The sequence below is a fragment of the Paenibacillus sp. SEL3 genome, from assembly GCF_054602585.1.
Genome location: NZ_CM137725.1, coordinates 3,980,618 through 4,005,527 on the forward strand (window position 1 = coordinate 3,980,618; position 24,910 = coordinate 4,005,527).

The following is a 24,910-nucleotide window of genomic DNA, read 5'->3' on the forward strand; positions in this document are numbered from 1 at the left end:
ACAAAGGAATTTGGCCTTTAGGAAGTTCGCACAGAGCTGAATAGAGGTTGAAGACCGGCGGCATAGCTGCTTTGAATAACAACTGATTTGCCGGTGGGTAGCAGTTATTTTCAAAATAGGGGAGGTCATTTTTTATGAAAATGTGGAAAGGTGTATTGAGCACAATGCTGGTTGGCACGTTATTGGCCGGGTGTGGAGCGAATTCTTCAGGCAGTGACAGCAGCGGTTCCGGTGGAGACGGCAAAACGGTGAATCTCAAAATGTTTATTGCTCAGCCCCGTTTGAAGGAGCACTACGATAAATACATTAATGCGTTCGTAGCGAAAGAGAAGAAAGATAAAAATATCGACGTTACGGTTCAACTGGAGATGCCGCCTGCGGACAACGCTGCACAAATTTTGAAGACAAGACTCGCATCCAACGATGCGCCGGACGTATTTGCATTGCACGCGGTGAATGAAATCCCTCCGTTTTATAAAGCGGGCTATTTGGAGGATTTGTCCGGTCAGCCTTTTGTTAACAAATTGATGGATAGTGTGAAGCCTTCGGTAACAACCAAAGACGGAAAGGTCGTAGCGGTTCCTTTGGAGACGATCTCATGGGGCTACTTGTACAATAAAAAGATATTTAAGGATTTGGATTTGCAGCCGCCGGGAACGTTAACCGAAATGAAGGCAGTGGTCGAGAAGCTGAAAGCGAATAATGTGAAACCGTTCCTGTTGTCCTACAAGGAATCCTGGATTCCACAGCTGTTCGTGCCGCTGACAGCGGGTGCGATGATGAACACACAGAATAAGGATTTTATCGACCGGATGAATCAGGATAAAGGCTCTTTTTCCGAAATGAAAAGCATGTTCGCTATTATTGATCTGGTGAATAGTAACGGTACGGACAAGGCGCTGGAAATCGGTGGGGATGATGGATCGGCTGCGTTTGCCTCGGGTAAAGCGGCGATGTGGATTCAGGGACCGTGGTTTGCAGAAACGATTTTAAAATCGGATCCGAAGATGGATTTTGGGGTAGCACCGCTGCCGATCAATGACGATCCCAATGCGACACTGATTAATTTGTCCACTTCGACTTCGCTGGCTGTATCCTCTACAAGCAAGAATAAGGAGGTTGCGCTCGATTTTGTTAACTATGTGCTGGATGACAAGGATTCCAGTGCGTTCTATGAAGCATTGAAATTTAACCCGATCTCCAAAGTGCATACGTTTAAAAGCTATCCTTGGGTTAATGACGCTACCGAATACGTAAAAGCAGGCAAGTCGTACCAAGATCCATCGATCCCGCAAGCGGTCAAGGACGAGGCAGGCAAATCGCTACAATCCTATTATGCGGGTCAGCTCTCGCAGGATGATGTCATTAAGGCGCTGGATAAGGCATGGAAATCGTATAACAAAGTGAACAAGTAACGGTAACCTACAGAATTACACCAGGAGGGAGAGACTCCATGCCTTTTAAAATCTATAAAAAATACGTCATGCTACTGGCGTTTACAGCCCCGGCGCTGATCTTTTATGCCATCTTCCTGCTCATTCCAACGATCAGCGGCATGTACTACAGCTTTACAGACTGGAACGGATTGAATCCCAATTACAGCTTTATCGGCTTGGGGAACTTTGTGGAATCGTTGAAAGAAGACCCCGATTTTCTCAATTCCCTTTGGTTTACCCTTAAATACGTATTCGTCATGATTGTGCTGCAAAATGTACTGGCGCTGGCACTGGCAGTGTTGATTGAGTCGCGTACACGTACCAAAGGATTTTTCCGGACGATATTTTTTATGCCCAATATGATCAGTACCATTATTAGCGCATTTATGTGGACATTCGTTTTTTCCTCCGTGCTGCCACAGATCGCCGAAAAGACGGCTATCGCCTTTTTGGGCCAATCGTGGCTGGGCGATCCGAAAGTATCTTTCTTCGCTATTATTATCGTGTCGCTCTGGAATGGTGTCGGTTATATGATGATCATCTATCTGGCTGCGCTTCAAGGCGTGCCACAAAGCTTGAAGGAAGCTGCGATTATTGACGGGGCGAACGCATTTCAGACATTGCGAAGTGTGACGATGCCGATGATTACTCATGCGATTACGATCTGTTTCTTCCTGACGCTGAATGGTGCCTTCAAGGTGTATGAGGTCGTATACGGCTTGACTGGCGGGGGTCCGGGACGCAGTACACAGGTGATTACGATGAACATTTATGAGGAGGCGTTCTCCAACAACTTCCGTTATGGTTATGCGAGCGCCAAATCTGTTATTTTGTTCGCGATTGTTCTCATTTTCACCCTGATTCAGCTGCGTGTCATGAAGAAGAGGGAGGTGGAGGCATGAGGTTGAAGAAAGCCAATTCCTTGCTGATTACGCTGATTTTGTGCGTGGGCGCAGTCGTGTCCTTCTTCCCGATCTACATGGCGGTAATTAATTCGTTTAAAACACAGGGTGAGATGTTTGCATCCTTTACAGCGCTGCCGACAAAGCTTCATTTTGAAAATTACAGTCAGGCTTTTCATCAGACTCATTTGCTAAACAGCGCTCTGAATTCCACGATTATTTCTTTTATCGGCATTGGTGGCATTGTGATCTGTTCGGCGCTGGCAGGCTACAAGCTGTCTCGTACACAGGGGAAACTGAGCAGTGCGATTTTCTTCCTGTTTGTCGCGTCGATGCTGGTGCCGTTTCACTCCATTATGATACCGCTTACACGAATGGCAAAAGATTTGTCCGTTCAGGGTAGTACGTACGGTTTGGCCCTGATCTATATCGGCTTGGGTGTGAATATGGCGATCTTTTTGTATCATGGATTTGTCAAATCCATCCCGCGTGAGCTGGAAGAATCCGCGCAAATGGACGGTTGTAATGAGTTTCAGACGTTCTTTCGCATTATATTTCCTTTGCTGCTGCCGATTACAGTTACTATCGCGATTTTGGATTTTTTGTGGATTTGGAATGACTTTTTGCTTCCATTGTTGATGCTGACGGATGTGAACCATTACACCCTGATTCTCTCGACCAATATGCTGTTTGGAGAGTACAACAAGGAATGGTCACTTATCCTGGCCGCACTCGTGCTGACCTCCATCCCGGTTATCCTGATCTATGCATTCTTTCAGAAATTCATTATGGAAGGAATCGCGGAGGGAGCGGTTAAGGGATAAGGTGGAAAGCCTTCCTATCAATAAGGAAGGCTTTTTTCTCTGATTCAGCTTTTTTCGCGCCAACGTTTCAATAAAAAGATAGGAAGGGTTACAAACAAAATTGCAAAGGCTACAATGATCCACCACTGAGGGTCAATGATATACAACACGACTCCGATCAGCAGAACTGTTGTTATTATGGAAATTCTCACTTTCAACATTGTTCTCTTACTCACCCTAGCTTCTAATTTTGGCAGCGTTATGAGGGTGATTGCAGTTAACGCAGCAAAAAATGTTGAGGTAAATGAATTATAGATAATATCAGCTCCTTAATCTAATTACCCACCCAGGAATGTTCGGAATTAATGTGATAAAACAGAAACCCTCCGCTGAGGAAGGCTTTTGTTTTGGAACGACGCACATCCAACGTTACTTCGAGAAAATACTTATAATAAAAAATAAAAGCGAAATGATGATCAAAGTTAGATATATACTAGAAACCCGTTTTCCGATTGTAGCTCCAAACTCTTTAGGATTTTTATATCCAATGATTAAACTGGGAATAAAAAAAATACTGGATAGATAAATGGTGTAGTGAAACCTAGTATTATCGACAGGATTGGACCATGCGGACAATCCAAAAAAGGAAAGCAACTGGTCTCCCCATATGTAATCGCCAAATTCAAAAGAAACAGCCATGCCAAGAAGAGATAACAGCAGTGAAAGTGATCCCCAGCCTACTTTTTTTCTGTTTTTTCTCAACAATTCAAAGATAATTAGTAAAATTGCAATTGCTTGTATGCTGTATGTCAACATGATTGAAAACATAAAGTACCTCCTTGAACATCAGAATCAAATGATAAGATGTCAATTTCGGAAATAAGTGTACCATTTTATGGTATGTTTTCATATGCCTTTCAATATAGCGATCGTAAGATCAAATGGAACGCGAAGCGGCCTTAGCCATACAATATTTCATCTGAATGTAAAAGGAGATGATTATGTTGGCTACCTTCTCGGCCGCGCTTCAAGTAAAAAAGCGGATGGCCAAGCGAGTCTTAAAAATGTCCGGTGTCCACGGCATTGGCGTAGGATACAGGGACCCTGCCCATCCCAAAAAGGGAGCCGCTGTCATTGTGTACACGGACCGTTTAGCGTCGGCCTCTACTGGACTCCTGTCGGCCACCGCATTAGGAAAGAAAACGAACGTTCCAGTCCGAATTGTAAAGACTGGAAAGATCAGAGCCAATGCTACGGACTACAGAATGCGCATACGCCCGGTCATCGCCGGCTACAGTGTCGGGACGATTGAAGGCTCCGGTACAACCGGACTCATCGTTGCCCCAACTGGAGCGCCGGCTACACGTTATCTTTTTAGCAACAACCATGTCCTCAATCCCTCCAATACAGACAATCGGGAGGCTACAATTCAGCCAGGCGGAGCCGATGGGGGGACGGTTGCTCAGGATCGTATAGGACGGCTATATCGTTACGTACGCTTGAATCCCACCGGAACGAACCTGATTGATGGGGCGCTTTCGCTTCCGACCCGTAACAACCTGCTCAATCCGCGTTATGCCACAGTAGGAGCGATTCCGGGTCATGTGACCGCTTATCGCATAGGGGATAGGTTGAAGAAGGTAGGGCGTACGACCGGGCGGGTCAATGGCACGGTAGAGTCCGTCTATACGGACCTGCAAATCAATTATGGTGGAGAGTTGGGCTTACTGACCTTCGAAGATCAGACGGTTATTAGAGGTACGACTCCTGTATCACTACCCGGGGATTCTGGCTCTGTATGGCTCAGACAGTCTGATAATTATGCAGCTGCGGTTAATTATGCAGGCACGGCAGATGGTCGCTTATCCATAGCCTTTCCAGTGCAGTGGGCCATGCAGGTATTCAACACACGGGTAGCCCGCCCCAACGGGGCAGGCAGGGTGCTGAGGGTAGATACAGGATCTTCCCCTCGCTCCTATACTAGACAACTCACCAGTGAGGAACTGGCTCGCTTAAGACCAAGAACGACACGCATTAGACGGAGCTAAACGCCCTCCCGATGGAAAAATTGCCGCTGATCGTCCCGGTAAGGCGTCAATTTAAATGCTTTCCATAGGGCGGCTCACTTCGGAAGCATCACCTCCCCGGATTTCACCCCTGATTACAGAATTAATATAAGAAATCCGGGGTGGAGGCAATGAGAAGCACCAGCAGAAGTAATTCACGATCCCAATCATTTACGACGCAAATGATTCACGACACAGATGATTCACGGTACAAATCATTCACAATCTAAAACGTTAATGGCATGAAATGAATGCATAATGCATTCTAATCTGCCCCCTCAGCATATGCTTGGACTCCCACATCAGGGGCTGTAATGATGCTACTTGCCGAGGCCAAGCCCCGGATTTCCTGAGCGGTCAGGGCTCTGTTGTAAATGATCAGTTCATCTACTGCGCCGTTCAGATAGGGATCATCAAACTGGGATTTTCCAATATAGTTCCGGTCTGTCAGTCCAAGGCTGGAAGGATTCAGCGTCATGTTCGTGTTACGCGTCCCCTCTACACCGTCCACATACATCGTTCCAGTATTGCCTGACAAAGTCACGGCGACATGCTTCCAAACCCCTGTTGCTAGCTCCGGCGCATTCAACTGTTGTTCCTTTCCGTTCCCCGAGATAGTGATAGCGAAGCGCATACCAGTTCCCTCGGCCTTAGGTGTCAAAAACATATACCGATCCGTGCCTGCTCCAAAATCAAACAGGCGTGCCCAGCCGTTATGCGTGTTCACCCGTACCCACGCGGCAATGGTAAAGTCATTGAGGCTGCTAACGATACCACCGGGCAGGCTAGCATAGGCGTCTGTACCGTTAAAGTGCAGGGCATTGCCTTTCCGTCCGGCTCCCCACGCGCCTCCATTTACACTGGCCTGCTGTCCATAACCTGACGAATCGGCTGCGGTAGATCCGGCCGTTTCGTCAAATTCATAACGGGCTATGATGTCTCCAGCGGGAGACGGATTACCTGTACTCGACTGAATACGGATATCATAGTTGGCTGCCGTACCGATATTCAGTCTGACCGTGATCGCAGAGCTGTTAGCAGCCGTGACTGATCCGGTTTTTGTGCCGTCTACGAGCACGTCATACGTACCTGCCGCGAGTCCGGTCAAGCTCATAACGGTAGTATGAGTCGTGCCTGGGGTCATATTTTTCAGTGTCAGGCGCATGTTGTTCTTGGACTTGGACACGATGGCCAAGGTATATTGGTCCCGGTTCAACTCCAGACTCAGCTTCTGGGTGATCAGATGCAGACGTTGGAATACGCCGTCTTTTGGAGTAACCGTATAGCTGTTATTGCTTTCTGTAACGTCACAGCCATAACCGAACAAACCGAATATGGGATCGACAGCCACATCCGAGCTTAGAATTTTAATGGCTCCAAACAGCCCTAGATCGGCTTCCCCGGACATGCCACGCCATCCGTTAAAGAGAGGGCCGCCGTCCAGACCGAGTGCGCCATAATTGCCTTTGCCTGCCTGATATGTCCACGATACCGCCCCGATATTGGCAGGATCAGAGCTGATCTGTCCCGAGTTAATCGCCCCGATGTTCGCCAGCTTGGCGGCATAGGATAGACGCTGATCCACTTCAGGCTTGGACGAATAACGACGTGTCCAGTCATCCATCGCATAGCCGGCCAGTGAGGTCGTGTACTGGAAGTTCCACCAATTCTCTCCGGTAATGGTGACCGGATCGGCGTAATAGTACCAGACAGGCATATGACCGCGTGCAGCACGCGTTTTGGCGTTGATTTTGCTCATCATCGTCGTGTTGTTGTTCATTTTGGCGAGTGTATATACGGCTTCTTCGCCTGTATTGTCATAGTTATACTCAGAGCCATAAGGATAGGTGGTATTCTTGAAATTGTTGTACTTGGTAGCCATTTTGGCAATCAGGTCGTTAGCCTCGGTGGTCAAGCCTTCTTCCTGAAGCGCTTTAATAATATCAGGTGTAGTTAGCTCACCCATGAGTCCCGTGTTCCAGTTATAGGCAACAGGGCCTTCATACAACGCTTTAAAAATATGATAAGCACGTAGCAAATATGTGTTTTTGCTATTGCGATAGCTGATCAGGTTGGGATACAGCTTGGCAAGTTTATACATGCTAAAAAACGTATTATAAATGTGCGGATAGGCATAGCCCCGGTACGTTGGTGTCGTATTAGGCTGCGGCATCAGGAAATCAGGAACCAGATAATCGCTATGATGGCCTTCCATCAAATTCGTCCAGATGGCCACTTCCAAATAATCATCGACTGCCTTGATCTCAGATGCCACGGGCTTCTGAACGTTTTTCTCCGCCAGAAACTGACCGTGAGTTAGCCCCCAATCGTCACCCCAGCCCCAGTAACCAGCAAAGCTGTTGCGTTTGGCCTTGTACTGCATCATCCAGTCATCAAAGACCTTGTCCCTCAGGTCGCCTGGCACGTTCCATTGGGTGCTGTTGACCATGAAGGTAGAGTGACGCTGAAGTGCAGCTTCGATTGGCTCGATGGCATAGAACTGGAGAACGGTTTTTTCGCCGTTACCATAGTTAACCATAATATTGTTATGTCCCAGTCGTCCCAGTGTAAGTTCATATATTTTATGGTTTGTAGGGGCTGTTTCCAGATAGCTGATGGTCGTTTCCGACGGATATTGCGCGGTGACAGAGGTAATGGATTTGCTGGTATGCAGATCGAATTTAGCCTTGAGATTGGTTGGGACAATCATACCCGGAACCACGGTCACATCCACATGTCCCTCACTGTACAGCCTGTCCTTTACGGCCTGCTCGTCCGCTACCTTGTAAAATTTAAAGGCATACGTTTTGCTTTCACCAGGAGCCAGCGACAGACTGGTGCTTCCAAGATAGCCACGGTTGGTGCTCTTGATGACATTGGAGTGGATATAGAACACATTCAGTCCTTCAGACCACCCCCCTTGCTCCATAGCCCATGTGCTGCCGGGATGCTCCTCAGTTCTCCAATGGTCCTGATATTCGAGACCAGCCCCCGTTGAGGCATCAGGGATTAGTAGTACATACGGTCCGATGCCGCTAGGTCGTCCAGCGGTAATAAAGGAACTGTTATGGCCTACAAAGGAGTGTGAGAGTACTCTGGTTTCATAAATTTGTTCATTATTGCCACCGGACCAGTACTCGTTAAACGGAAGTGGCAGTCCCCAATCTCCGATCTCCAGCGTTTGATTAGAGCTGTTCGTTACTTTCATTTGCCAGTGCAAATAATCGTTAACCAACGAATAAGTTTCATGTAAAATGAAATTACGTATTCCCTGATGGTTTGATGAATTCTGATAGGCCACCTGGACACTGTTTCCAGAAGAGGTGATCTGGCGCGCATCAGCAGAATTGCTTGTCCATGCCCGAGTCCACGTTCCGTTGCCGAGACGATAGGTGAACATAAGTTCACCCAGCCATTGATGATCCGACGTATTCTGTTTAGGTGCGTTGGAGCTGTTCATAACATAGTTGGTATTAAAAGTGTCCCCTACCAGTCGCAAGGAAGAGAGATCCCCGTAATCTCCGACAGAGATGGAGAACACTTGATTAGATAGCTGTACTGTCATGCTATCAACCTCCTAACAAAGGTTCGTGAGTGTGCTCACTACGTTAATATATGTGTGAGAAATACTTTTGCTACCCTATGTATGAGAATTGATAGAAAATAGATTCATATAGATATCCTAGAGGGCTCTCAATCGTGGAGGTAGAGATATAATGAAAAATAAAATGGAGTTGCCAAAGATTCCTGCGAATTTACCCGTATTAAATGAAGAAATGCGCTCCATACGATCCAAAGACGAACTCAGTATAGGGTCTGTAGAGGATATCATTTTGGACAATATGGAAGCGGTTAAGGTTTCATTAGAGAAGATGACTTTTAAAAATGTAACGATCATGGAATCGTCATTGCCGGAAAGTGAATGGACAGACGTTATTTTTGATAAATGCGATCTATCGAATGTTAATTTTTCAGGTTCCTTTATCCATCGGGTAGAGTTCAGAAACTGTAAATTGCTTGGAACAGACTTTTCCAGAAGCAGGCTCCAAAACGTTCGCTTTTCGAATTGCTTAGGGGATTATTCGATGTTCCGTTTTGCTAATTTCAAGCAAGTTGGTTTTGAGGATTGTTCTTTGATAAGTGCAGATCTGTATCATTTAACACTACAAAAAGCTTCTTTTGCCCGTTGCAATCTGGATCAAGCGGTGCTATCCGGGTCCAAGCTCAAGGGAATTGATCTCAGTGATTGCGAATTTGATGGATTACAAGTAGAGATAGAAGACTTGAATGGCTGCATCATTTCACCGCATCAGGCCTCATCCTTTGTGGGCCTTTTGGGGCTAGTGATTAAATAAGGGGTTCCTCACTGATTTTTAACATGGTTCCAAGCCTGGCGCAGACGGTTACACCCTTCAATAATTTGTTGCTCCGTTAAATGGGCAAAGATAAAGCAGGCAGATGGAGGTCCCGGTGTCAGTTGATAATCGGCGGCATCACGCCAAGTGACTCCGTAAAATCGTGCTGTCTGCATCAAATGATGATACTGGGCAGACTCATGCTTCCAGATGGCATAGGCATGTAGCCCGCAATCGTTCTGATGCCAGTGAAACAGTTCATTCAACTGCTGTATTTCCCGCTGGAACACGTCGTAGCGTGATCTGTATATGCGAGTCATCCGACGCACATGACGAACGTAGTCGCCGCGCATCATAAAACGTGCCAGTGCGCGCTGTTCCAAGCGGGCAGGCGGCAGGGGATCGTATAGTCGTTTGGCAGCTGTCAGCGCTTGGGCTAATTCAACGGGCAGGATTGCAAACCCGAGTCGAAGGCTGCTGAACATGCTTTTGGAAAAGGAGCCGACATAGATGACACATTCTGCGCGATCCAGTGCTTTTAACGGTTCTATGGGTCGTCCTGCCCAGCGGAATTCACTGTCATAATCGTCCTCAATGATCCACGCTCCCTTGGATGCTGCCCATTGCAAAATATGTTGACGGCGTGTTAATGGCAACACTGCACCGGTTGGAAACTGTCGTCCAGGTGTAACAAACAGCAATTTGGAATCCCAATCCTGTGGGACAATTCCGTGTTGATCCATTTCGGCAGCGAGTATCTGTCCGCCTGAGGCAGTAACTGCACGGTAGATGCCGGAATAACAAGGATTCTCCAATACAATTCGATCTTGTTCATGAATAAGCAATTGACTTAATAACGTGATTACTTCCATGGAACCACTGCATAATACGATTTGATCCGGGCTGGCCGTAATTCCGCGTGTTCTGCCAACATGATGGCAAATCGCTTCACGTAGCCATTCATCACCGCTCACTGGTGCAGCCGTCTCGTCAGCCGAGGGCTTTTGCAGATCTTTTCCAGCGGCAGTCAGTGCACTTTTCCATGCGATCTGTGAATTGCCCTCCAATACAACTTCTCCTGCCTGAAAAGAAATCAAAGGCTGTTGCGTACGGTCTCTATCTGTAGCAGTAGTAGGAGAGGGCTGTAAGCTTCGTTCTCTTTCGATCTGCATGATTCGTTGTCCCCATGCTGACAGAGTAGGGGATTTTTGCTTTGCAACGGGTGGATTCTGATTCTGCTGGCCGATTTGAGATGGGTTTGGTAGCACCGCTGTCTGTTGCATAACAAAGGTTCCTCTGCCTACTGCCGAGTCTACATATCCTTCTGCCAGCAGCATATCGTATGCTTCTTTAACACTCCCTCGCGAAATTCCATACATCACAGCCAGATCACGAGTGGAAGGCAGACGCGTACCACTGGCAAGGGAACCATTGAGGATTCCCTCACGAAGAGCATGATACAATGCCAAATATTTTAGATGATATTTTTGAAGCGCGCGCTGATAAGTAATCGTAATATCCATATTCTTCTCCTTCAATTGGGCCACTCATTTTCGTTCATATTGGGTCTTTTTATGAATCCATTTTCAACATAATCTGAAATGTATCATTGGTCAATAGATGGAAGGAGAGTTCACTATGAGAAGGAAAGAATTTGCGGTGGCAGAACTAGAGGAAATAGAGCAGTTTCTAAGCGAGGTCAGTTTCGGATTTTTAGGTATGAACAGCGAGGATGGTTTTCCGCGTGTGGTTCCCTTGAATTTCGCTTATGGAAATGGCGTTTTTTATATTCATGGCAGCCGTGCTGGAGAAAAGATGGAACGGATGAAAGAGGATAATCGGGTTACCTTTTCAGCCGCCAAAGAATATGCGCTCATTCCATCTTATTTTACGGATGAACATATGGCATGTCCGGCGACTTCATTTTTTAAAAGCATTACCGTGCGTGGTCATGCGGAGCATGTAGTGGATTTGGAAGAAAAAGCATCGGCCTTTTCCATTTTTATGAGTAAGCTGCAACCGGAAGGCGGGTATGACACGATTGATGCTAGCGATTCTCGGTATGCTTCACGTTTGAAAGGGGTCGCTCTGATCAAAATTGTACCGGAGGAATGGACTGCCAAGTTTAAATTCGGTCAAAATGTCAAAGAACAGGAACGTCAGAAAATTATCGACGGCTTGCAACAACGGGGGCTGGATGATGATCTGACAACGATTGAGATGATGCGCAAATATTGTCCTCATCACTCGGTTTAATAAACCCTGCTCGCTCACCATCAGATTGGTTAATTATACCTTGTAGGGAGATGCCCTTGATTTTCCGAAACTTTCAGTCCTTCCGTATTAGGACTTTTGAAGGACAGGTATATATCATCCTCAAGCCCGTTGTTCTTACTGCAAAGGAACTTTATAATACGATAGATTTGTGGCGTAAGGGGGCAAGACCGTGATGGGAGCAGGAGTCAGAAGTCGGGAGAGTCGACGGTTGTTACTGGAAGCAGGGGCTGAAGAGTTCGCTCAGACGGGGTTTTATCAGACAAAGGTAAGTTCGATCGCGGCACGCGCAGGATTGACGCAGCCGGATTTTTATATTCATTTTGAAAGCAAGGAACAGATGTATGATGAGCTTGTGGAGAGCTTTCGTACTTTGGTGAATGAAACGGTTCAAAGCATGAAGATAGGCCCGGATCAAAGCGAAGCTGAAATTTTGCAACGGGGACAAGTGTTTCTGGAAGCTATTTTTCGCGTGTTGTCTAATAATCCGGCGATCACTCGTGTCGGATTTTACCAGGCGGCAGACTCAGTGCGCATTAAGGCGGAAATGGTCGAACATATCAAAAAGCATCTACTGGCGGCGCAACGATGGGGCTCCTGCCGTGAGGAACTGGACCCTGAACTGACAGCAGAATGCGTGATCGGCTTGATTGAACGGCTGACGTTAACGAAATTGCTGCCTGGACGTGAAAGTCCGTCTGTGCTTGCCAAGCAGGCACGAAACCTTCTGTATCACGGTATGCTCGGGTCTGAAGAATAACAGGACTGTACAACCCCAACCTAGATTTGGGCGGCAGGCGCGGCATTTGTCCCTATCATGGATGACGGCATAAGCATAAGATGCTTTTGTAAACCATGAAGGGAGGAATCACCATGTCTGGAGTAGGCGCTGGTTATGGAGCTTTTACATCTACAGGAGCGATTCTGGTACTTTTCATTCTGCTCGTTATTATTTCCAAAGCATTCGTCATCTAATTCGTAGCTCATGAATCTGATTTCGGGCGATTTGTTGTAATCGACAGAGGGAGGAGGAACTTAAGATGGGTGAAGTAGAAAGAGGTTGCGGTGGTGGCGGCTATAACATGTTTACTTCCACTGGTGTTATTCTGGTACTCTTTATTTTGCTGGTTATCATCACACGTACCATTTTCATCTAAAGCAATAATCATGGGCTTGAGCGCCGATGCTTCGGGTCTATGACCGTGCAAACCAAACTAGGAACCGTCTCCAACAGGGGCGGTTTCATTTTTGTGTAAAAGTTGACGTTGACGTTAACGTTATAGAAGCGTAGTATTTATATATAATCTTTTTCATAAGGTGGGTGTCATGGTTACGTATAAAATTGATGAGGTCGCCAAACAAAGCGGATTAACCAAGCGAACCATTCGTTATTATGAGGAAATCGGCTTATTGCCCTCTCCACAGCGCAGTGAAGGAAATATGCGCCTGTATACGCAGGAGGATGTGGATTTACTAAAAAAAATAGTGAGTGCCAAGGAAGTACTTGGATTCTCCTTGCAAGAGCTTCAGCGTTACATCTCCGCAGCGGAAATGCTTAAGGGTCAGCGGGAGGAATATCGCGAGCGAACAGAGCATTTGCAACCGAACGAGCGACGGTCCATGTTGGAGGATATGGAAAGTACATTGAACGAACAGTTGGAATTAATGGAGGGAAAAATCAACAGCATACGTATGCTCCAGACTGAGCTGGAGGAGTTGCGGGTTAGGGTGCGTGAACGCAAGATTCTTCTGGATGAGGAACTTGATCACGACCCATCATAACAAGAACATTTACATTCAGATGTGGAGGTAACATCATATTATGAGTTCACAACATGCATTACCTGAAGAGTTAAAAGAACGCTCAGGCTTGCTGTCTCAACCTAAAGCGGTATGGGCGGTTGCCTTTGCTTGTGTTATTTCATTTATGGGGCTGGGATTGGTCGATCCGATTCTTCCGGCCATTGCTGATCAGCTTCATGCTACGAAAAGCCAAGTGTCATTGCTGTTTACCAGCTATAATCTGGTGACAGGCGTTGCGATGCTGATTACGGGCGTCGTATCAAGTCGATTGGGTGTCAAATGGACGCTACTAACCGGGATTTTATTTATTATTGTGTTTGCCGGATTGGGCGGCACGGCCAATACAGTTGGCGGAATTGTAGGCTACCGAGCAGGCTGGGGTTTGGGGAACGCTTTGTTTATCGCAACAGCGCTGTCTGCGATTGTAGGTCTGTCTACTTCTGGAACAGCTAAAGCAATTATTTTATATGAAGCGGCCTTGGGCCTCGGGATTTCAGTAGGTCCGCTGCTGGGCGGTGAGTTAGGCTCCATTTCCTGGCGTGGTCCGTTTTTCGGTGTAGCCGGACTGATGGTCGTGGGATTTTTGTTCATTACGTTTATGCTGCCTTCGATTCCAAAGCCCAAAAAACGTGGTTCCATTGCCGATCCGTTCAAAGCGCTAAGTTATCCGGCTTTGCTCACGCTCGGCATTGTGGCGTTGTTATATAACTTTGGATTTTTTACGTTGATGGCGTATTCTCCATATGTAATGCATCTGGACGAGCATGGTTTGGGTTATGTGTTTTTTGGTTGGGGAATTATGCTGGCCTTTACCTCGGTGTTTGTGGCTCCAAAGATTCAAGCACGCTTGAGCGTGGTATCTTCCATTAGTATCATGCTGACGCTGTTTGCCATTGATTTAGGTGTTATGGCGATTGGGACGGTAGCCGGTTCGCCAACGACTGTCATTGTCGCCGTCATTGTAGCTGGTATTTTCCTGGGGATTAACAATACATTGATTACAACCGCTGTTATGCAGGCTGCTCCAGTGGAGCGCTCGACAGCATCTGCGGCCTACAGCTTCATGCGGTTTTTGGGCGGGGCCATTTCGCCGTGGCTTGCAGGGAAGCTGTCAGAGTGGTACTCAGCAGAAACCCCGTTTTATTTTGGAGCATTGATGGTACTGATTGGTGTAGTTGTGCTGATCGGACGTCGTAGACATATGCAGGATATTCAGGTGGATGCACACTAAGATCGAACTTCTGAGGAGGAAAAAGAGGATGAGCGAATACAAACATATTCTGGTCGCAATTGATGGTTCGGAACACGCGATGAGGGCGTTGGAGACCGCCAAAACGTTGTCTAAGCAGCTTCAGGGGAACCCGCATCTGACTGTATTGCATGTAAACCCGGCTTTATCCATGAATGAGCCCCCGATTGGGGTCGATGTGGATGAGCGGATCGAAGAGGAAGGTCGTCATATCCTGGAACCTGCATCCGACTATTTAAAGGACGCGGACATCCCTTGCCGTATGTTGGCGGGTCATGGTAATCCGGCGAGTATCATTTGTGAAATTGCAGATCAGGAAAAGGTGGATCTGATCATTATGGGAACACGGGGAAAAGGACTTGTTTCCGAAATGATACTGGGCAGCGTGAGTCATCATGTGATTCAGCATGCACCTTGTCCGGTGCTGACGGTAAAATAGATGGTAAAAGAGACGTTAATATAGAGAAAAGGAGGAAAAAGCATGCAGCAGCATTTATTTATTGGAGGAGAATGGAAGGTAGCTTCAACGTACACGACGTTGAAATCACCGTATTCCGGGGAAATCATTGCTGAGGTGGCAGAGGCCACGCCAGAAGATGTCAAGGTTGCTATTCAGGCGGCCTCTGATGCACGCTCGGAGATGCGGACCATGCCAGCGCACCAGCGGTCAGCCATTTTGGAGAAACTGGCTGACCTGCTGGAAGAGCGGCGTGAGGATGCAGCGCGCATCATTGCACGCGAAGCGTCAAAACCATGGAAAGCTGCGCTGGCGGAGGTTGACCGGACGGTGCAAACCTACAAGTTCGCAGCTGAAGAAGCCAAACGGATTCACGGGAAAACCATTCCGCTGGATGCCGCACCGGGCGGCGAGGGCCGTATGGCCTACACGCTCAAAGAACCTGTCGGAGTAGTAGGAGCTATTACACCATTTAACTTCCCGATGAATCTGGTCGCTCATAAAGTGGGTCCCGCGCTGGCAGCAGGCAATACAGTCGTATTAAAGCCTGCGGAGCAGACGCCGTTGTCGGCTTACCTAATCGCGGAGCTGTTGGAGCATGCTGGATTGCCTGCGGGCGCTCTTAACGTGATCAGCGGCGATGGTAAAACCATTGGCGACGTACTTGTCACTGATCCGCGCGTCAGCTATATCACTTTTACCGGTAGCCCGGCGGTCGGTACAGAAATTCGCTCCAAGGCTGGCTTGAAGCGGGTCACGCTGGAGCTGGGTTCCAACGCGGCCGTTATTATCGACCGTGATACGGATGTGGAAGCGGTCATCGACCGTTGTGTGAGTGGAGCCTTTGCCAATCAAGGGCAGGTGTGCATATCCGTTCAACGTATTTACGTTGTCGATGAACTGTATGATACCTTTGTATCCCGATTTATAGAAGCAACTCAACGTTTAAAAATGGGAGATCCGCTAGAGCCGGACACGGATGTATCCGCGCTTATTTCAGCCAAGGACGTCGAACGTGTCCGTGAATGGTTGGAAGAAGCGGTTCGAGCAGGTGCGAGAATCGCTCTGGGTGGCCAAGTCAAGGGAGGTATTTTGGAGCCGACGGTTTTGCTTAATGTGGACCCGACTTCCAAGGTATCCTGTCGTGAAGTGTTTGCCCCGCTCGTGCTGATTCATTCTGTTAGCTCTATAGATGAAGCCGTAAACCATGTGAATGATTCGATCTATGGCCTGCAGGCGGGAATTTACACACGTAATATCACGACCGCGCTGGATGCAGCAGACAAGCTTGAGGTTGGCGGCGTGGTGATCAATGACATTCCAAGCTTCCGTGTCGACCATATGCCGTATGGTGGTGTGAAGCAAAGTGGCACCGGACGCGAAGGCATAAAGTATGCTATGGAAGAAATGCTGGAAACAAAGCTGATCGTTATTAAACGGTAGTAGTTATATAAAAGCCTATCTGATGGACATAGATAATACGTTTTGCGTATGTCTGTTCATTAGATAGGCTTTTTTGGCACCTTCTACGTGATTGTCAGATGAAAATAAAGTGTTTTCTTAGTGCTAGATTAAGATAAGGCTCTTTTAAATCACTACTGCTACCCGCGTATGTTCTTTAATTAATATTTGAAAATGGAATATAATGGCGGATGGTCGTAGCCCCAAAGAGACAATAACAAAATAGACCTAGCCAAATGATTTTTTAAAAAAGGCAGTGCCTGAGAAGGGTTATGAAATTAAAGTACCAAAGATCTTTCAAGGCTAAACGTAAAAATGAGGATGTTGCAGCAACCAGAGTAGGCTTAATCTCCCATGAGTGCTTCCCAAAAGGGAGCGACAAGCCACTAAACCCTTTGAAAATGCACGTTTCTCCTTGGAAGTTTACAGCAACAAGGAATTCACCCCAAAAAAGGTTGTTTTAGTTCATTCAAATGATTAAACTAACGGTTAACAGTAGGTTCAAGTAATCGATGAGATGAAGAGGGGGAAACCGAAATGAAGACGATCAAGTGCATGATGGACCACCTGTACTGGGCGGACGGACGCATCTTGGACGCGCTCGAGGAGAGTGAGACGAAGAACAAGGACCTTCTGAAGCTGGTTCGGCACGTCGCGGTCGCGGAACGAGTCTGGCTGTCCCGATTGCAGGGCAAGGGCAGCGCGCAATATTCGTTGTGGGAGGAAGCGGAAGACCTGTCGGCGATCCGGACGATGTTCGAAGAAAACGCCGAACAATATCGTGTCTATATCGAAGGGCTCGAGGAATCCGAGTTGGACGAGATGATCGACTATGCGAACCAGAGCGGGGTTCCGTTCCGAACGTCCGTCCGGGACATCCTGTTGCAGGTCCTCTTACATGGGCAATATCACCGTGGACAGATCAACCCGGCACTTCGGATCGAATCGGCAGAGCCTGTCCAAGTCGATTACATCACGTTCGCGAGGCTCTGAAAAGTTCCGCAATGAGAAGGAATGGAAACGCAGTAAAACCGAAATATCCTACTGCACAAGAAATGGCAAAGGTAACTCAGGATGAACTTAGGCAAACTCTAATTGCGATTGGAGCAAAATCGGCTGCTACAAAGCCTCTACGGTTTTAGCAGAGCTGTTTAGGATCAAAGAGAGCCCATACCCTTATAAATTGGAAAATTAATTTGCTTCCAAATACGGTTATGGGCTTATTGATAAAGCGTATTTAGCTTGAGTTTTAGACCGTTGGAACTGTTCCACCGTCAATATTATATTCACTTCCTGTAATAGAAGCGGCCCGGTCGGATACCAGAAAAGCAACAAGCTCAGCGACTTCTTCTGGTAGTCCTGGACGACCAATTGGAATTCCTCCCAACGAGTCCATTAGTTGTTTTAATGCACTTTCTCGGTCACCTGTCGTCTCAGCAATCCGATCAATCAAACTTTGTGCTGCCTTCGTTTCGATAAAGCCTGGCGCAACTGTATTAATACGAATGCCTTGAGGCGAAAACTGCTTGGATAACCCTTTGCTGTAAGTAGTTAAAGCTGCTTTGGCCGCAGCATAAGCCAATGTTGCATCATACAGCGGCAAGCGACGCTGAATGGATGAAATATGAATAATAACACCGGCTCCCTTTTTAACCATAGCCGGTAGCAGTCCACGGTCTAAACGGACAGCAGCAAACAGATTGGCGTTAAAAGTTTGCTGCCAATGCTCGTCTGTCAAGATAAGGGCTCCCCCGGATGGGGCTGATGAGCCTCCAACATTGTTGACAAGAATATCTACACCGCCTAGGCGCTCAAGAACACCGTTTACTACTTTACCTACACCCTCAGGCGTACTAATATCGGCTGGAATAAACAGGTCCTGATTTTCTGAATTAGCTGGAGTAGTTCGAGCCGTAGTTATTACGGTAGCACCTGCAGCCGTAAGTCTCTTAGCAATAGCCTCTCCCATTCCTTTGGTACCGCCCGTGACCAAGGCCTTTTTGCCTTTAAACTCACTTACAATGTTTTCTAATTGAAAACTCATGCGAATAATTCCTCCTGATTTTCACAATGTGGTTGAGAAATACCTCTAGGGATCTCTACTCCGAGTTCACTTGTCCTGCGAGCCTTACAAACTAGCGACAATGACGCCCCGGTACCGCCCTCCACGTAGTCGATGCTTTAGGGCTTTTTGATAGGCTGGACTAAAGTACCAAGCTTGTGCTTCCTCAAAAGTGGGGAATTCCAGGATGGTCAACCCTTCAATATCGGGTCCTTCGAGGACCTGGTATGCGCCATACATTGCTAGAGGTTTGACGGAATGTCCCGCCAAACCTGCCGGTGCCAACTGAGAATAGAGTTGGAGTTCAGTTTGATCGGTACTCTGTTCACGTATAAAAACAACATAAGCGGGCATATACGTTTTCCCTTTCTTATTTTTTTCAGGATTTTGCAAAATTCGATTCCAGTCGCTCCGAAGTGCAAGATATAGACGAACTAAACCATCTCGATCTATATCTTGTTCATTGGAAGTCGCTTATGGAATTTTTGCAAAATCCTCTTTTAATTACTTTATGGAAGTGTAATAATCAGTTCTTTAATTTTATTGTTGTTTACTAGAAATTGATGTTTAAGTAGGAGTGGGTCGGGAAGATTCGATTTATCAAAGTCTCCGTCTACTTTCGCAGTTACGACGACGGTATTATTTGTGTCATCCATATCCATGATCTCGAAGGTGACATTCGGCTCCAATATTTCTGCTTCACACCATGATTTTATGGCTTCCATACCTTTGATTTCGCGATGATTATCCAAGATCAACGCATCTTTATCGAAAGCGGAAGTAAATGTTTCAAACCGGGATTTGTTCGCTGATGTAAAGTAAGTTTCTACTGCTGCTGGCATGGGTCTATGTGGATTCATTGATTCTTCAACCTCCTATGGTGAGATGTTGTGAGCGATAACTTCAAACTCATCATAGCAGTGATAATATGACTACATGATGTCATATTATAGAGGATCATTTAAATTTCTTTTCATCGTTTCTAAATGAGCCAATATTCTTGTACGTACTTGTTCGGGGCTAACTTCTATAAGGAGGGGACCAAAAGACAGCAGATAACTGTCCAGCCAATTGCCTACAGGAAATTGTGCCGTAATGGAATAAGAGCCGTCTTCCTTCTGAGTAATTGTTTTCTCGGCAAATTCATCGTATACGCGGTAAGCTCCTTGAGCAGAAATATGAAGAGTTACTTCAATGGTATGAAGCAAGTTGTTCATCTTTGTATCTGTAGATGCTACCACCGTTCTTGGCTCATAACTAATTTCGGTAACTGCAATCTCTTTCATTCGGCTAATCTTAAATACACGATGACTTTCGGTATTTAAACAGTAACCTTCCACATACCAGGATTTATCTTTAAACAAGAGCTTGGCAGGTTCGACGCTACGATAACTCTGTTCCCCGGCGACGTTATAATAGCGGAACTTTATAACATGGTTTGTAATTATTGCGTTGCGTATGAGAGTAAATAGCTGTCTCTGACTGCTTGGGCTTCCCCATGGCGAAAAATCTACCTCGATCCAGTTACCCATGTCTTTTTTAAAAAGCCTACTCAATTTGTTCAGTACTTCTTCTACTTGTGGGATGGTAGCGGTAGCCACACTCTGAAGGGCCATTAAGATATCATCTTGTTCCTGCTCGGACAGTAAAGAGGTGTTAAAGACATAACCCTCCATCAATGATATTCCGCCACCCTTGCCTCTACTGCTATAGATGGGAATCCCAGCTGCGCTTAAGGCATCTATGTCCCGATAAATGGTTCGTGTGGAAACCTCAAAATGTTCTGCCAATTCATCAGCAGTCACTTTTTTCTTATGGAGTAACATATAAACGATTTCAAAATGTCTGCTTAACGGCATACGCTTCACCTCTCTCGGTAGCATACACCTTATAACATGACATTATAAAGTCATATTAAGTGATTGCTCTACATCACACCCTAATGTGCATCAACTGGGGTACTTTATTTTCTTTGAACAGCGATAATAACACTGCCTTTGGATCAGATGTTTAAATAATTTTTTTGACAAGTTGAACAAAAAGCCCTTGCATAGTAAAAAGGAATATACTATACTGAGGCCAATTGAGTTAGTGATTGATCAATTACTAACTCAATTAACAAGCAATGGAGGTGCTATTCATGAGCAGGATACCGCTCAAGGTTACTCAAACGTATCTTTATCGGAACTATGGATTGAGCATATTCAGTTAATTGAAGGTGTACAAAATTAAGTAATTGATCAATCACTTACTTTAAAGTAAACGGAGGAAAACCAATGAAACATCTTATTATTTACGCACATCCATCTGAGGGAAGTTTTAATCATGCGATTTTGAACACAGCAGTCGAGGGGCTAAAGCAAAAAGGACATGATGTGGTTGTTCGTGATCTATATGCAATCAATTTTCAACCTGTGGTTAGCAGCAGCGAGGTCATTGGAGGCATTGGAGAGGATGTTGTACGGGAGCAGGAGTATTTGCAATGGGCAGAGGTAATCACCTTTATTTATCCTATTTGGTGGACGGGGATGCCAGCCATTATGAAGGGCTATATAGACCGCGTATTCTCTTACGGATTTGCTTATAAATATGTAAATGGAGTGCAGATGGGATTACTCAAGGGAAAGAAAGCCATTATCCTCAATACACAAGGAAAATCACATGCGGAATATGCCAGCAATGGCATGGATCAAGCCCTTCGCCTGACGTCCGACAAAGGTATATTTGAATACTGTGGACTTGACGTCATGTATCATCTATTTTTCGAGTCGGTACCTCAATCTGATGAAGATACGCGTAAGAAGTGGCTTCGCCAGATTGCAGACATGGCCAGCAAAGCCTAATAAAAATAGGTTAAGGAGAAGAAGGCCTGTGATATTAAGCCTTCTTCTTTTGGAATGTGCAATAAATATGTTTGATAGTGCAGTAAAACTGAATTGGTAATTTAACAGGGCCTATATAGTGATATCTATGCCTTGAGTATGAATGCTTACCGAAGATTTAGATAGCTCGATGGCCTGAGCAAACAATTGATCGAAGGATTTACGGTCCACAAGCCCTTTGTACGAGACAACGTTATCCATCGCGTCCAGCTCCTTGCTTTTCACCTTGCTGGTGACGGCCTCAAGGATGTGTTGATCCAAGTTGTTTGCTTTTTGGAATTCACTTTTGACTTGGGACAGAGTGGAGCCATAACTTTCGAGCTTCGCCAATACGTTAGCAAATAGGCTTCGGATATCGTCGCTTTCAGTAATATGGTCAAGTCCTAATGTTTGGGGACTCACATCCAAGAGATTGACATCCGTCTGCTGCGTTGTACTATCTTTAGGCTGGATAACCTCTTGGAATGCTCCATCGGTGGCTTTGTTATACATTTTGGCAGTTCCTTTTAAGAATCCCCCATATAAACCTGTAATTGTATCCGTCATTTCTTGAAGATGTTCCTTGATTTCAGACTTCGCTTGCTCCTTATATTCTGAAGATGCGTTACTTTGGTCAATCTTATCCAATTCATCCAGCCAAGGATCTACCGAGTTTTTCAGGCTTTGATGCAATGCAGTATATATTCCTTGTACGACCCCTAATCCCCGATCAATGAGAGCGCTTTGAGTCAATCCATCATCTAGCGCACTTTTGTTATTCATTTGCTTCAAATTCAGCATTTTCTCTGTACGTTCACTTTTTTCCGCCTGGGCATTCTGCTGCATACGGGAAGCAGTCTGCTGGTTGAGCTGTTGAACCGTCGAATTATTGATTGAATTCCCTTGTTTGCTGATGCGATTGAAAGCTACTGGCAGAGATGCATTGTTTAACCTCATTAAATTCGTACCTCCTATGTATATTGAATATGAATACGCATACTCTATCACTATCGGCAGAGATCGAGAAAAATTAAAGGAAAGTGCACGCGCATTCGTATACCCTCCCTGTTAAACAAGCATTCTAATTAGTGATAGGCTGGTCTGACCTGTATTCCTCATTTTTTCCAAAATAATACGCTTGGCCGCTGCTATAGCTTTGGTCAAGGGATGATATAGAGGGGTTTTCACCTTTTTGGGCTTCATTCACCGCTAGGTTGTGCAGTTTATTTTTGGTCAAGGATGTTTTACTACAGAAAAATGAATAAATAAATGAAATGACCTTCTCTAATTAAAGAAGGCCATTTTTTAATTCAGGAACCAATATTAAATGTAGCACTGCCTTTTGCTATAGGCGTTCTCGCTTGTAAGTCATTCAGTGGGTCTTTATACCTGGTTTGGAATTTTCGCATGGACGTTTTTGCATTTTGTCGGTTAGCTATGATGCTGCGTATCACGGTTCAAAAGTAGCTGTACATGATGAAATCACTGGTGTATATCTATGTAGGGTATCAAGCTGTGGTTATAGCATTTTTTTGAGCTGGGATATACGGGCTTGGGAAACCTCAAGTATTTTGGCATATTCGTGCTGTGCTGCATTGGGGTGCTTTTGCATTAATTCTTTTAGACTTTCGATCATCTGTTGTGTCGATCGCCGCAGACGTTTGGACTCTTTATTAGATCGTTGTGAGTTGGATAAAGCTGATTTGGCTGGTCTTAGGACTGGGCTGAAATTTACCCCCTTCTTTAAACTCTCAATACATTCCCCGCAAATAAAGCTGTCTCTAAAATAAGTTAATTGTTCTGTTGAACCACACATTTTACACGTCACCCCAGTATATTTTCGAAAGGCGAGAATACCGGTTTCCTCATCTGCAAAAATCTCAACAGGATCACCCACATTATAATCCATGGAAATTCGCATTTCTTTGGGAATAACGATACGGCCTAACGCATCTAGGGGACGTGTCATACCTGTACTTTTCAAATGATAACCTCCTTTTTTATATCCTTATAATACTAAATAGTTATGATAAAAAAGAATAGGCTTAGAGAAGCAATCGCATATATTTAGTAAACTGTTGAAAAGTATATAAGTAATTACCAATATATGTTTATTTATTAGGGGATGTGTGAGGGTAATTATAAAGAATTACCGATATATATTCATAAATAATATTCTGCTGGCAATAAAATTTTTAGTAATACCGGATAAGGAGCAAGCTGTGGTGGCAATCGATCCCCATGCTGTATGAGGTGGCGTTTGGTGTGTAGAATTGGATGCAATATAAGGTGGTTCGGGTATGAACTCGATTAGCACGTGAAGGTCTTCAGACCGACCAGATTGTGGACGATATTATCAGCCATGTTGACGATTTTCGTTATGAGGCACAAATGCCCACGTTCTATTTTCTGTCCGGACTGACGGGCAATAAGAAGGTTGCCTCGCTGCTGCAAGGTAGTAGGAATCTTAATTTTGCACTCTTTACTATGAAAACTTATACTTATCGTTAAAGCTGACTTGAAGAGAAAATAAAAGAATGAGGAGGGGAATAACCATGTACTCCATTAAGGAAGTTCAAATCAAGAGCGGATTGCCCGCATCTACCCTTCGTTATTATGAAAAAGAAGGCATATTACCTGATGTCGGTCGGGATGAAGGTGGAAGAAGGGTATATACCGAAAAACAAATCGATTGGATCAGGTTCCTTATGGCTATGAAAGATACAGGGATGACCATTGAAGAAATTAAGGCATACCTTGAGCTAAATGTAAAAGGAGAAGCCACAATCCAAGAGAGAAGAGATTTCCTTGTAGCCCACAAAAAGAAGGTGGAAGAACATGTGGCACAAACGCAGCACAATTTGGAGAAAATTATTCAAAAGATAGCTTTTTATGATCGTGTGGTTATGGGAAAAAGCCTCTCTTAGGTATCGTTTGATCTGTAAATAGTGGTTAAGTCAAATCGAATATATGGAGCCCCCAGCATATTTGAAAATACGCGTTGGTGGGCTTTTTTTGCATAGTTATCTAAAGATGCCGATTGTAGGTCGCAAGTATGAAAAATGGTTGGCAAATGAGCGGTTCACAATGCGCTTATAGGGTAAAAGTGTAGTACCAAGGTGGGTAAGTGGGGGCGTTGACTCTCACGCCACGTGAGACTGTAGACTGTCAAGCAAGGGAG

Annotated in this window: 25 protein-coding genes; 16 read left to right on the forward strand and 9 right to left on the reverse strand. The window is 45.5% G+C overall.

Annotation, left to right across the window (positions count from 1 at the left end; all coding sequences use genetic code 11):
• Positions 1-134 precede the first annotated feature (134 nt).
• The 3 genes from ACYCS5_RS18290 to ACYCS5_RS18300 are packed head-to-tail and all read left to right on the forward strand — an operon-like array spanning position 135 to position 3,162.
• Positions 135-1,415: an ABC transporter substrate-binding protein gene (locus ACYCS5_RS18290; protein WP_459759900.1), complete on the forward strand. Its 1,281-nt coding sequence runs from the start codon at positions 135-137 to the stop codon at positions 1,413-1,415.
• Positions 1,416-1,453: 38 nt separating this feature from the next.
• Complete coding sequence (locus ACYCS5_RS18295) at positions 1,454-2,338, forward strand: carbohydrate ABC transporter permease (protein WP_029515844.1); 885 nt, start codon at positions 1,454-1,456, stop codon at positions 2,336-2,338.
• Complete coding sequence (locus ACYCS5_RS18300; RefSeq protein WP_029515843.1) at positions 2,335-3,162, forward strand: carbohydrate ABC transporter permease; 828 nt, start codon at positions 2,335-2,337, stop codon at positions 3,160-3,162. The genes ACYCS5_RS18295 and ACYCS5_RS18300 overlap by 4 nt, the downstream gene beginning before the upstream one ends.
• Positions 3,163-3,570: 408 nt before the next feature.
• Here ACYCS5_RS18300 and ACYCS5_RS18305 read toward each other — a convergent pair whose 3' ends face one another.
• Positions 3,571-3,969 (reverse strand): hypothetical protein, encoded by a 399-nt coding sequence (locus ACYCS5_RS18305; protein ID WP_459759901.1) that lies wholly within the window; start codon positions 3,967-3,969, stop codon positions 3,571-3,573.
• A 173-nt stretch (positions 3,970-4,142) separates the two neighbouring features.
• Between ACYCS5_RS18305 and ACYCS5_RS18310 the strand changes: the two genes are divergently transcribed.
• On the forward strand, positions 4,143-5,189 hold the full coding sequence (locus tag ACYCS5_RS18310) for a hypothetical protein (RefSeq protein WP_318627591.1): 1,047 nt from the start codon (positions 4,143-4,145) through the stop codon (positions 5,187-5,189).
• Between the two features lie 283 nt (positions 5,190-5,472).
• On the opposite strand, the gene ACYCS5_RS18315 is transcribed toward ACYCS5_RS18310, so the two are convergent.
• Positions 5,473-8,772, reverse strand: a complete 3,300-nt coding sequence (locus ACYCS5_RS18315; protein ID WP_459759902.1) for a DUF5695 domain-containing protein — start codon at positions 8,770-8,772, stop codon at positions 5,473-5,475.
• A 151-nt stretch (positions 8,773-8,923) separates the two neighbouring features.
• Here ACYCS5_RS18315 and ACYCS5_RS18320 point away from each other — a divergent pair, with 151 nt between their 5' ends.
• Complete coding sequence (locus ACYCS5_RS18320) at positions 8,924-9,562, forward strand: pentapeptide repeat-containing protein (protein WP_459759903.1); 639 nt, start codon at positions 8,924-8,926, stop codon at positions 9,560-9,562.
• A gap of 8 nt (positions 9,563-9,570) precedes the next feature.
• Here the strand turns inward: ACYCS5_RS18320 and pdxR are convergent, their stop codons facing one another.
• Positions 9,571-11,085 (reverse strand): MocR-like pyridoxine biosynthesis transcription factor PdxR, encoded by a 1,515-nt coding sequence (pdxR, locus tag ACYCS5_RS18325; RefSeq protein WP_459759904.1) that lies wholly within the window; start codon positions 11,083-11,085, stop codon positions 9,571-9,573.
• Between the two features lie 115 nt (positions 11,086-11,200).
• On the opposite strand from pdxR, the gene ACYCS5_RS18330 reads away from it, so the two are divergent.
• The 8 genes from ACYCS5_RS18330 (at position 11,201) to ACYCS5_RS18365 (ending at position 17,799) form a co-directional block, all read left to right on the forward strand.
• Entirely contained in the window at positions 11,201-11,818 is a 618-nt protein-coding gene (locus tag ACYCS5_RS18330) for a pyridoxamine 5'-phosphate oxidase family protein (protein WP_459759905.1), read from the forward strand.
• A 193-nt stretch (positions 11,819-12,011) separates the two neighbouring features.
• Entirely contained in the window at positions 12,012-12,596 is a 585-nt protein-coding gene (locus ACYCS5_RS18335; protein WP_029515834.1) for a TetR/AcrR family transcriptional regulator, read from the forward strand.
• A gap of 113 nt (positions 12,597-12,709) precedes the next feature.
• The gene (locus ACYCS5_RS18340; protein WP_014599460.1) at positions 12,710-12,811 is read left to right on the forward strand and encodes a hypothetical protein; all 102 of its coding nucleotides are present in this window, start codon (positions 12,710-12,712) and stop codon (positions 12,809-12,811) included.
• A gap of 351 nt (positions 12,812-13,162) precedes the next feature.
• Positions 13,163-13,618: a MerR family transcriptional regulator gene (locus tag ACYCS5_RS18345; RefSeq protein WP_459759906.1), complete on the forward strand. Its 456-nt coding sequence runs from the start codon at positions 13,163-13,165 to the stop codon at positions 13,616-13,618.
• 40 nt (positions 13,619-13,658) lie between these two features.
• Positions 13,659-14,870 carry an MFS transporter gene (locus tag ACYCS5_RS18350; protein WP_029515832.1) on the forward strand — a complete coding sequence of 404 codons (1,212 nt, stop codon included), beginning with the start codon at positions 13,659-13,661 and terminating at the stop codon, positions 14,868-14,870.
• Between the two features lie 28 nt (positions 14,871-14,898).
• On the forward strand, positions 14,899-15,327 hold the full coding sequence (locus tag ACYCS5_RS18355; protein ID WP_039270609.1) for a universal stress protein: 429 nt from the start codon (positions 14,899-14,901) through the stop codon (positions 15,325-15,327).
• Between the two features lie 42 nt (positions 15,328-15,369).
• Entirely contained in the window at positions 15,370-16,788 is a 1,419-nt protein-coding gene (locus ACYCS5_RS18360; protein WP_459759907.1) for an aldehyde dehydrogenase family protein, read from the forward strand.
• Between the two features lie 555 nt (positions 16,789-17,343).
• Complete coding sequence (locus ACYCS5_RS18365) at positions 17,344-17,799, forward strand: DinB family protein (RefSeq protein ID WP_459759908.1); 456 nt, start codon at positions 17,344-17,346, stop codon at positions 17,797-17,799.
• Positions 17,800-18,055: 256 nt separating this feature from the next.
• On the opposite strand, the gene ACYCS5_RS18370 is transcribed toward ACYCS5_RS18365, so the two are convergent.
• From ACYCS5_RS18370 to ACYCS5_RS18385, 4 genes are all read right to left on the reverse strand, one after another.
• Positions 18,056-18,850: an SDR family oxidoreductase gene (locus tag ACYCS5_RS18370; RefSeq protein WP_459759909.1), complete on the reverse strand. Its 795-nt coding sequence runs from the start codon at positions 18,848-18,850 to the stop codon at positions 18,056-18,058.
• 84 nt (positions 18,851-18,934) lie between these two features.
• On the reverse strand, positions 18,935-19,222 hold the full coding sequence (locus tag ACYCS5_RS18375; RefSeq protein WP_459761322.1) for a DUF1330 domain-containing protein: 288 nt from the start codon (positions 19,220-19,222) through the stop codon (positions 18,935-18,937).
• Positions 19,223-19,377: 155 nt separating this feature from the next.
• On the reverse strand, positions 19,378-19,728 hold the full coding sequence (locus tag ACYCS5_RS18380) for a nuclear transport factor 2 family protein (protein ID WP_459759910.1): 351 nt from the start codon (positions 19,726-19,728) through the stop codon (positions 19,378-19,380).
• Positions 19,729-19,815: 87 nt separating this feature from the next.
• Positions 19,816-20,727, reverse strand: a complete 912-nt coding sequence (locus ACYCS5_RS18385; RefSeq protein WP_459759911.1) for a helix-turn-helix transcriptional regulator — start codon at positions 20,725-20,727, stop codon at positions 19,816-19,818.
• Positions 20,728-20,959: 232 nt separating this feature from the next.
• On the opposite strand from ACYCS5_RS18385, the gene ACYCS5_RS18390 reads away from it, so the two are divergent.
• A complete protein-coding gene (locus ACYCS5_RS18390; protein ID WP_459759912.1) occupies positions 20,960-21,100 on the forward strand; it encodes a hypothetical protein in 141 nt (46 codons plus the stop codon).
• A 44-nt stretch (positions 21,101-21,144) separates the two neighbouring features.
• Positions 21,145-21,711: an NAD(P)H-dependent oxidoreductase gene (locus ACYCS5_RS18395; RefSeq protein ID WP_459759913.1), complete on the forward strand. Its 567-nt coding sequence runs from the start codon at positions 21,145-21,147 to the stop codon at positions 21,709-21,711.
• Positions 21,712-21,822: 111 nt separating this feature from the next.
• On the opposite strand, the gene ACYCS5_RS18400 is transcribed toward ACYCS5_RS18395, so the two are convergent.
• Positions 21,823-22,686, reverse strand: a complete 864-nt coding sequence (locus tag ACYCS5_RS18400) for a hypothetical protein (RefSeq protein WP_459759914.1) — start codon at positions 22,684-22,686, stop codon at positions 21,823-21,825.
• A gap of 562 nt (positions 22,687-23,248) precedes the next feature.
• Entirely contained in the window at positions 23,249-23,713 is a 465-nt protein-coding gene (locus ACYCS5_RS18405; protein WP_029515828.1) for an AbrB/MazE/SpoVT family DNA-binding domain-containing protein, read from the reverse strand.
• A gap of 571 nt (positions 23,714-24,284) precedes the next feature.
• On the opposite strand from ACYCS5_RS18405, the gene ACYCS5_RS18410 reads away from it, so the two are divergent.
• Positions 24,285-24,656, forward strand: a complete 372-nt coding sequence (locus ACYCS5_RS18410; RefSeq protein WP_029515827.1) for a MerR family transcriptional regulator — start codon at positions 24,285-24,287, stop codon at positions 24,654-24,656.
• Positions 24,657-24,910 lie beyond the last annotated feature (254 nt).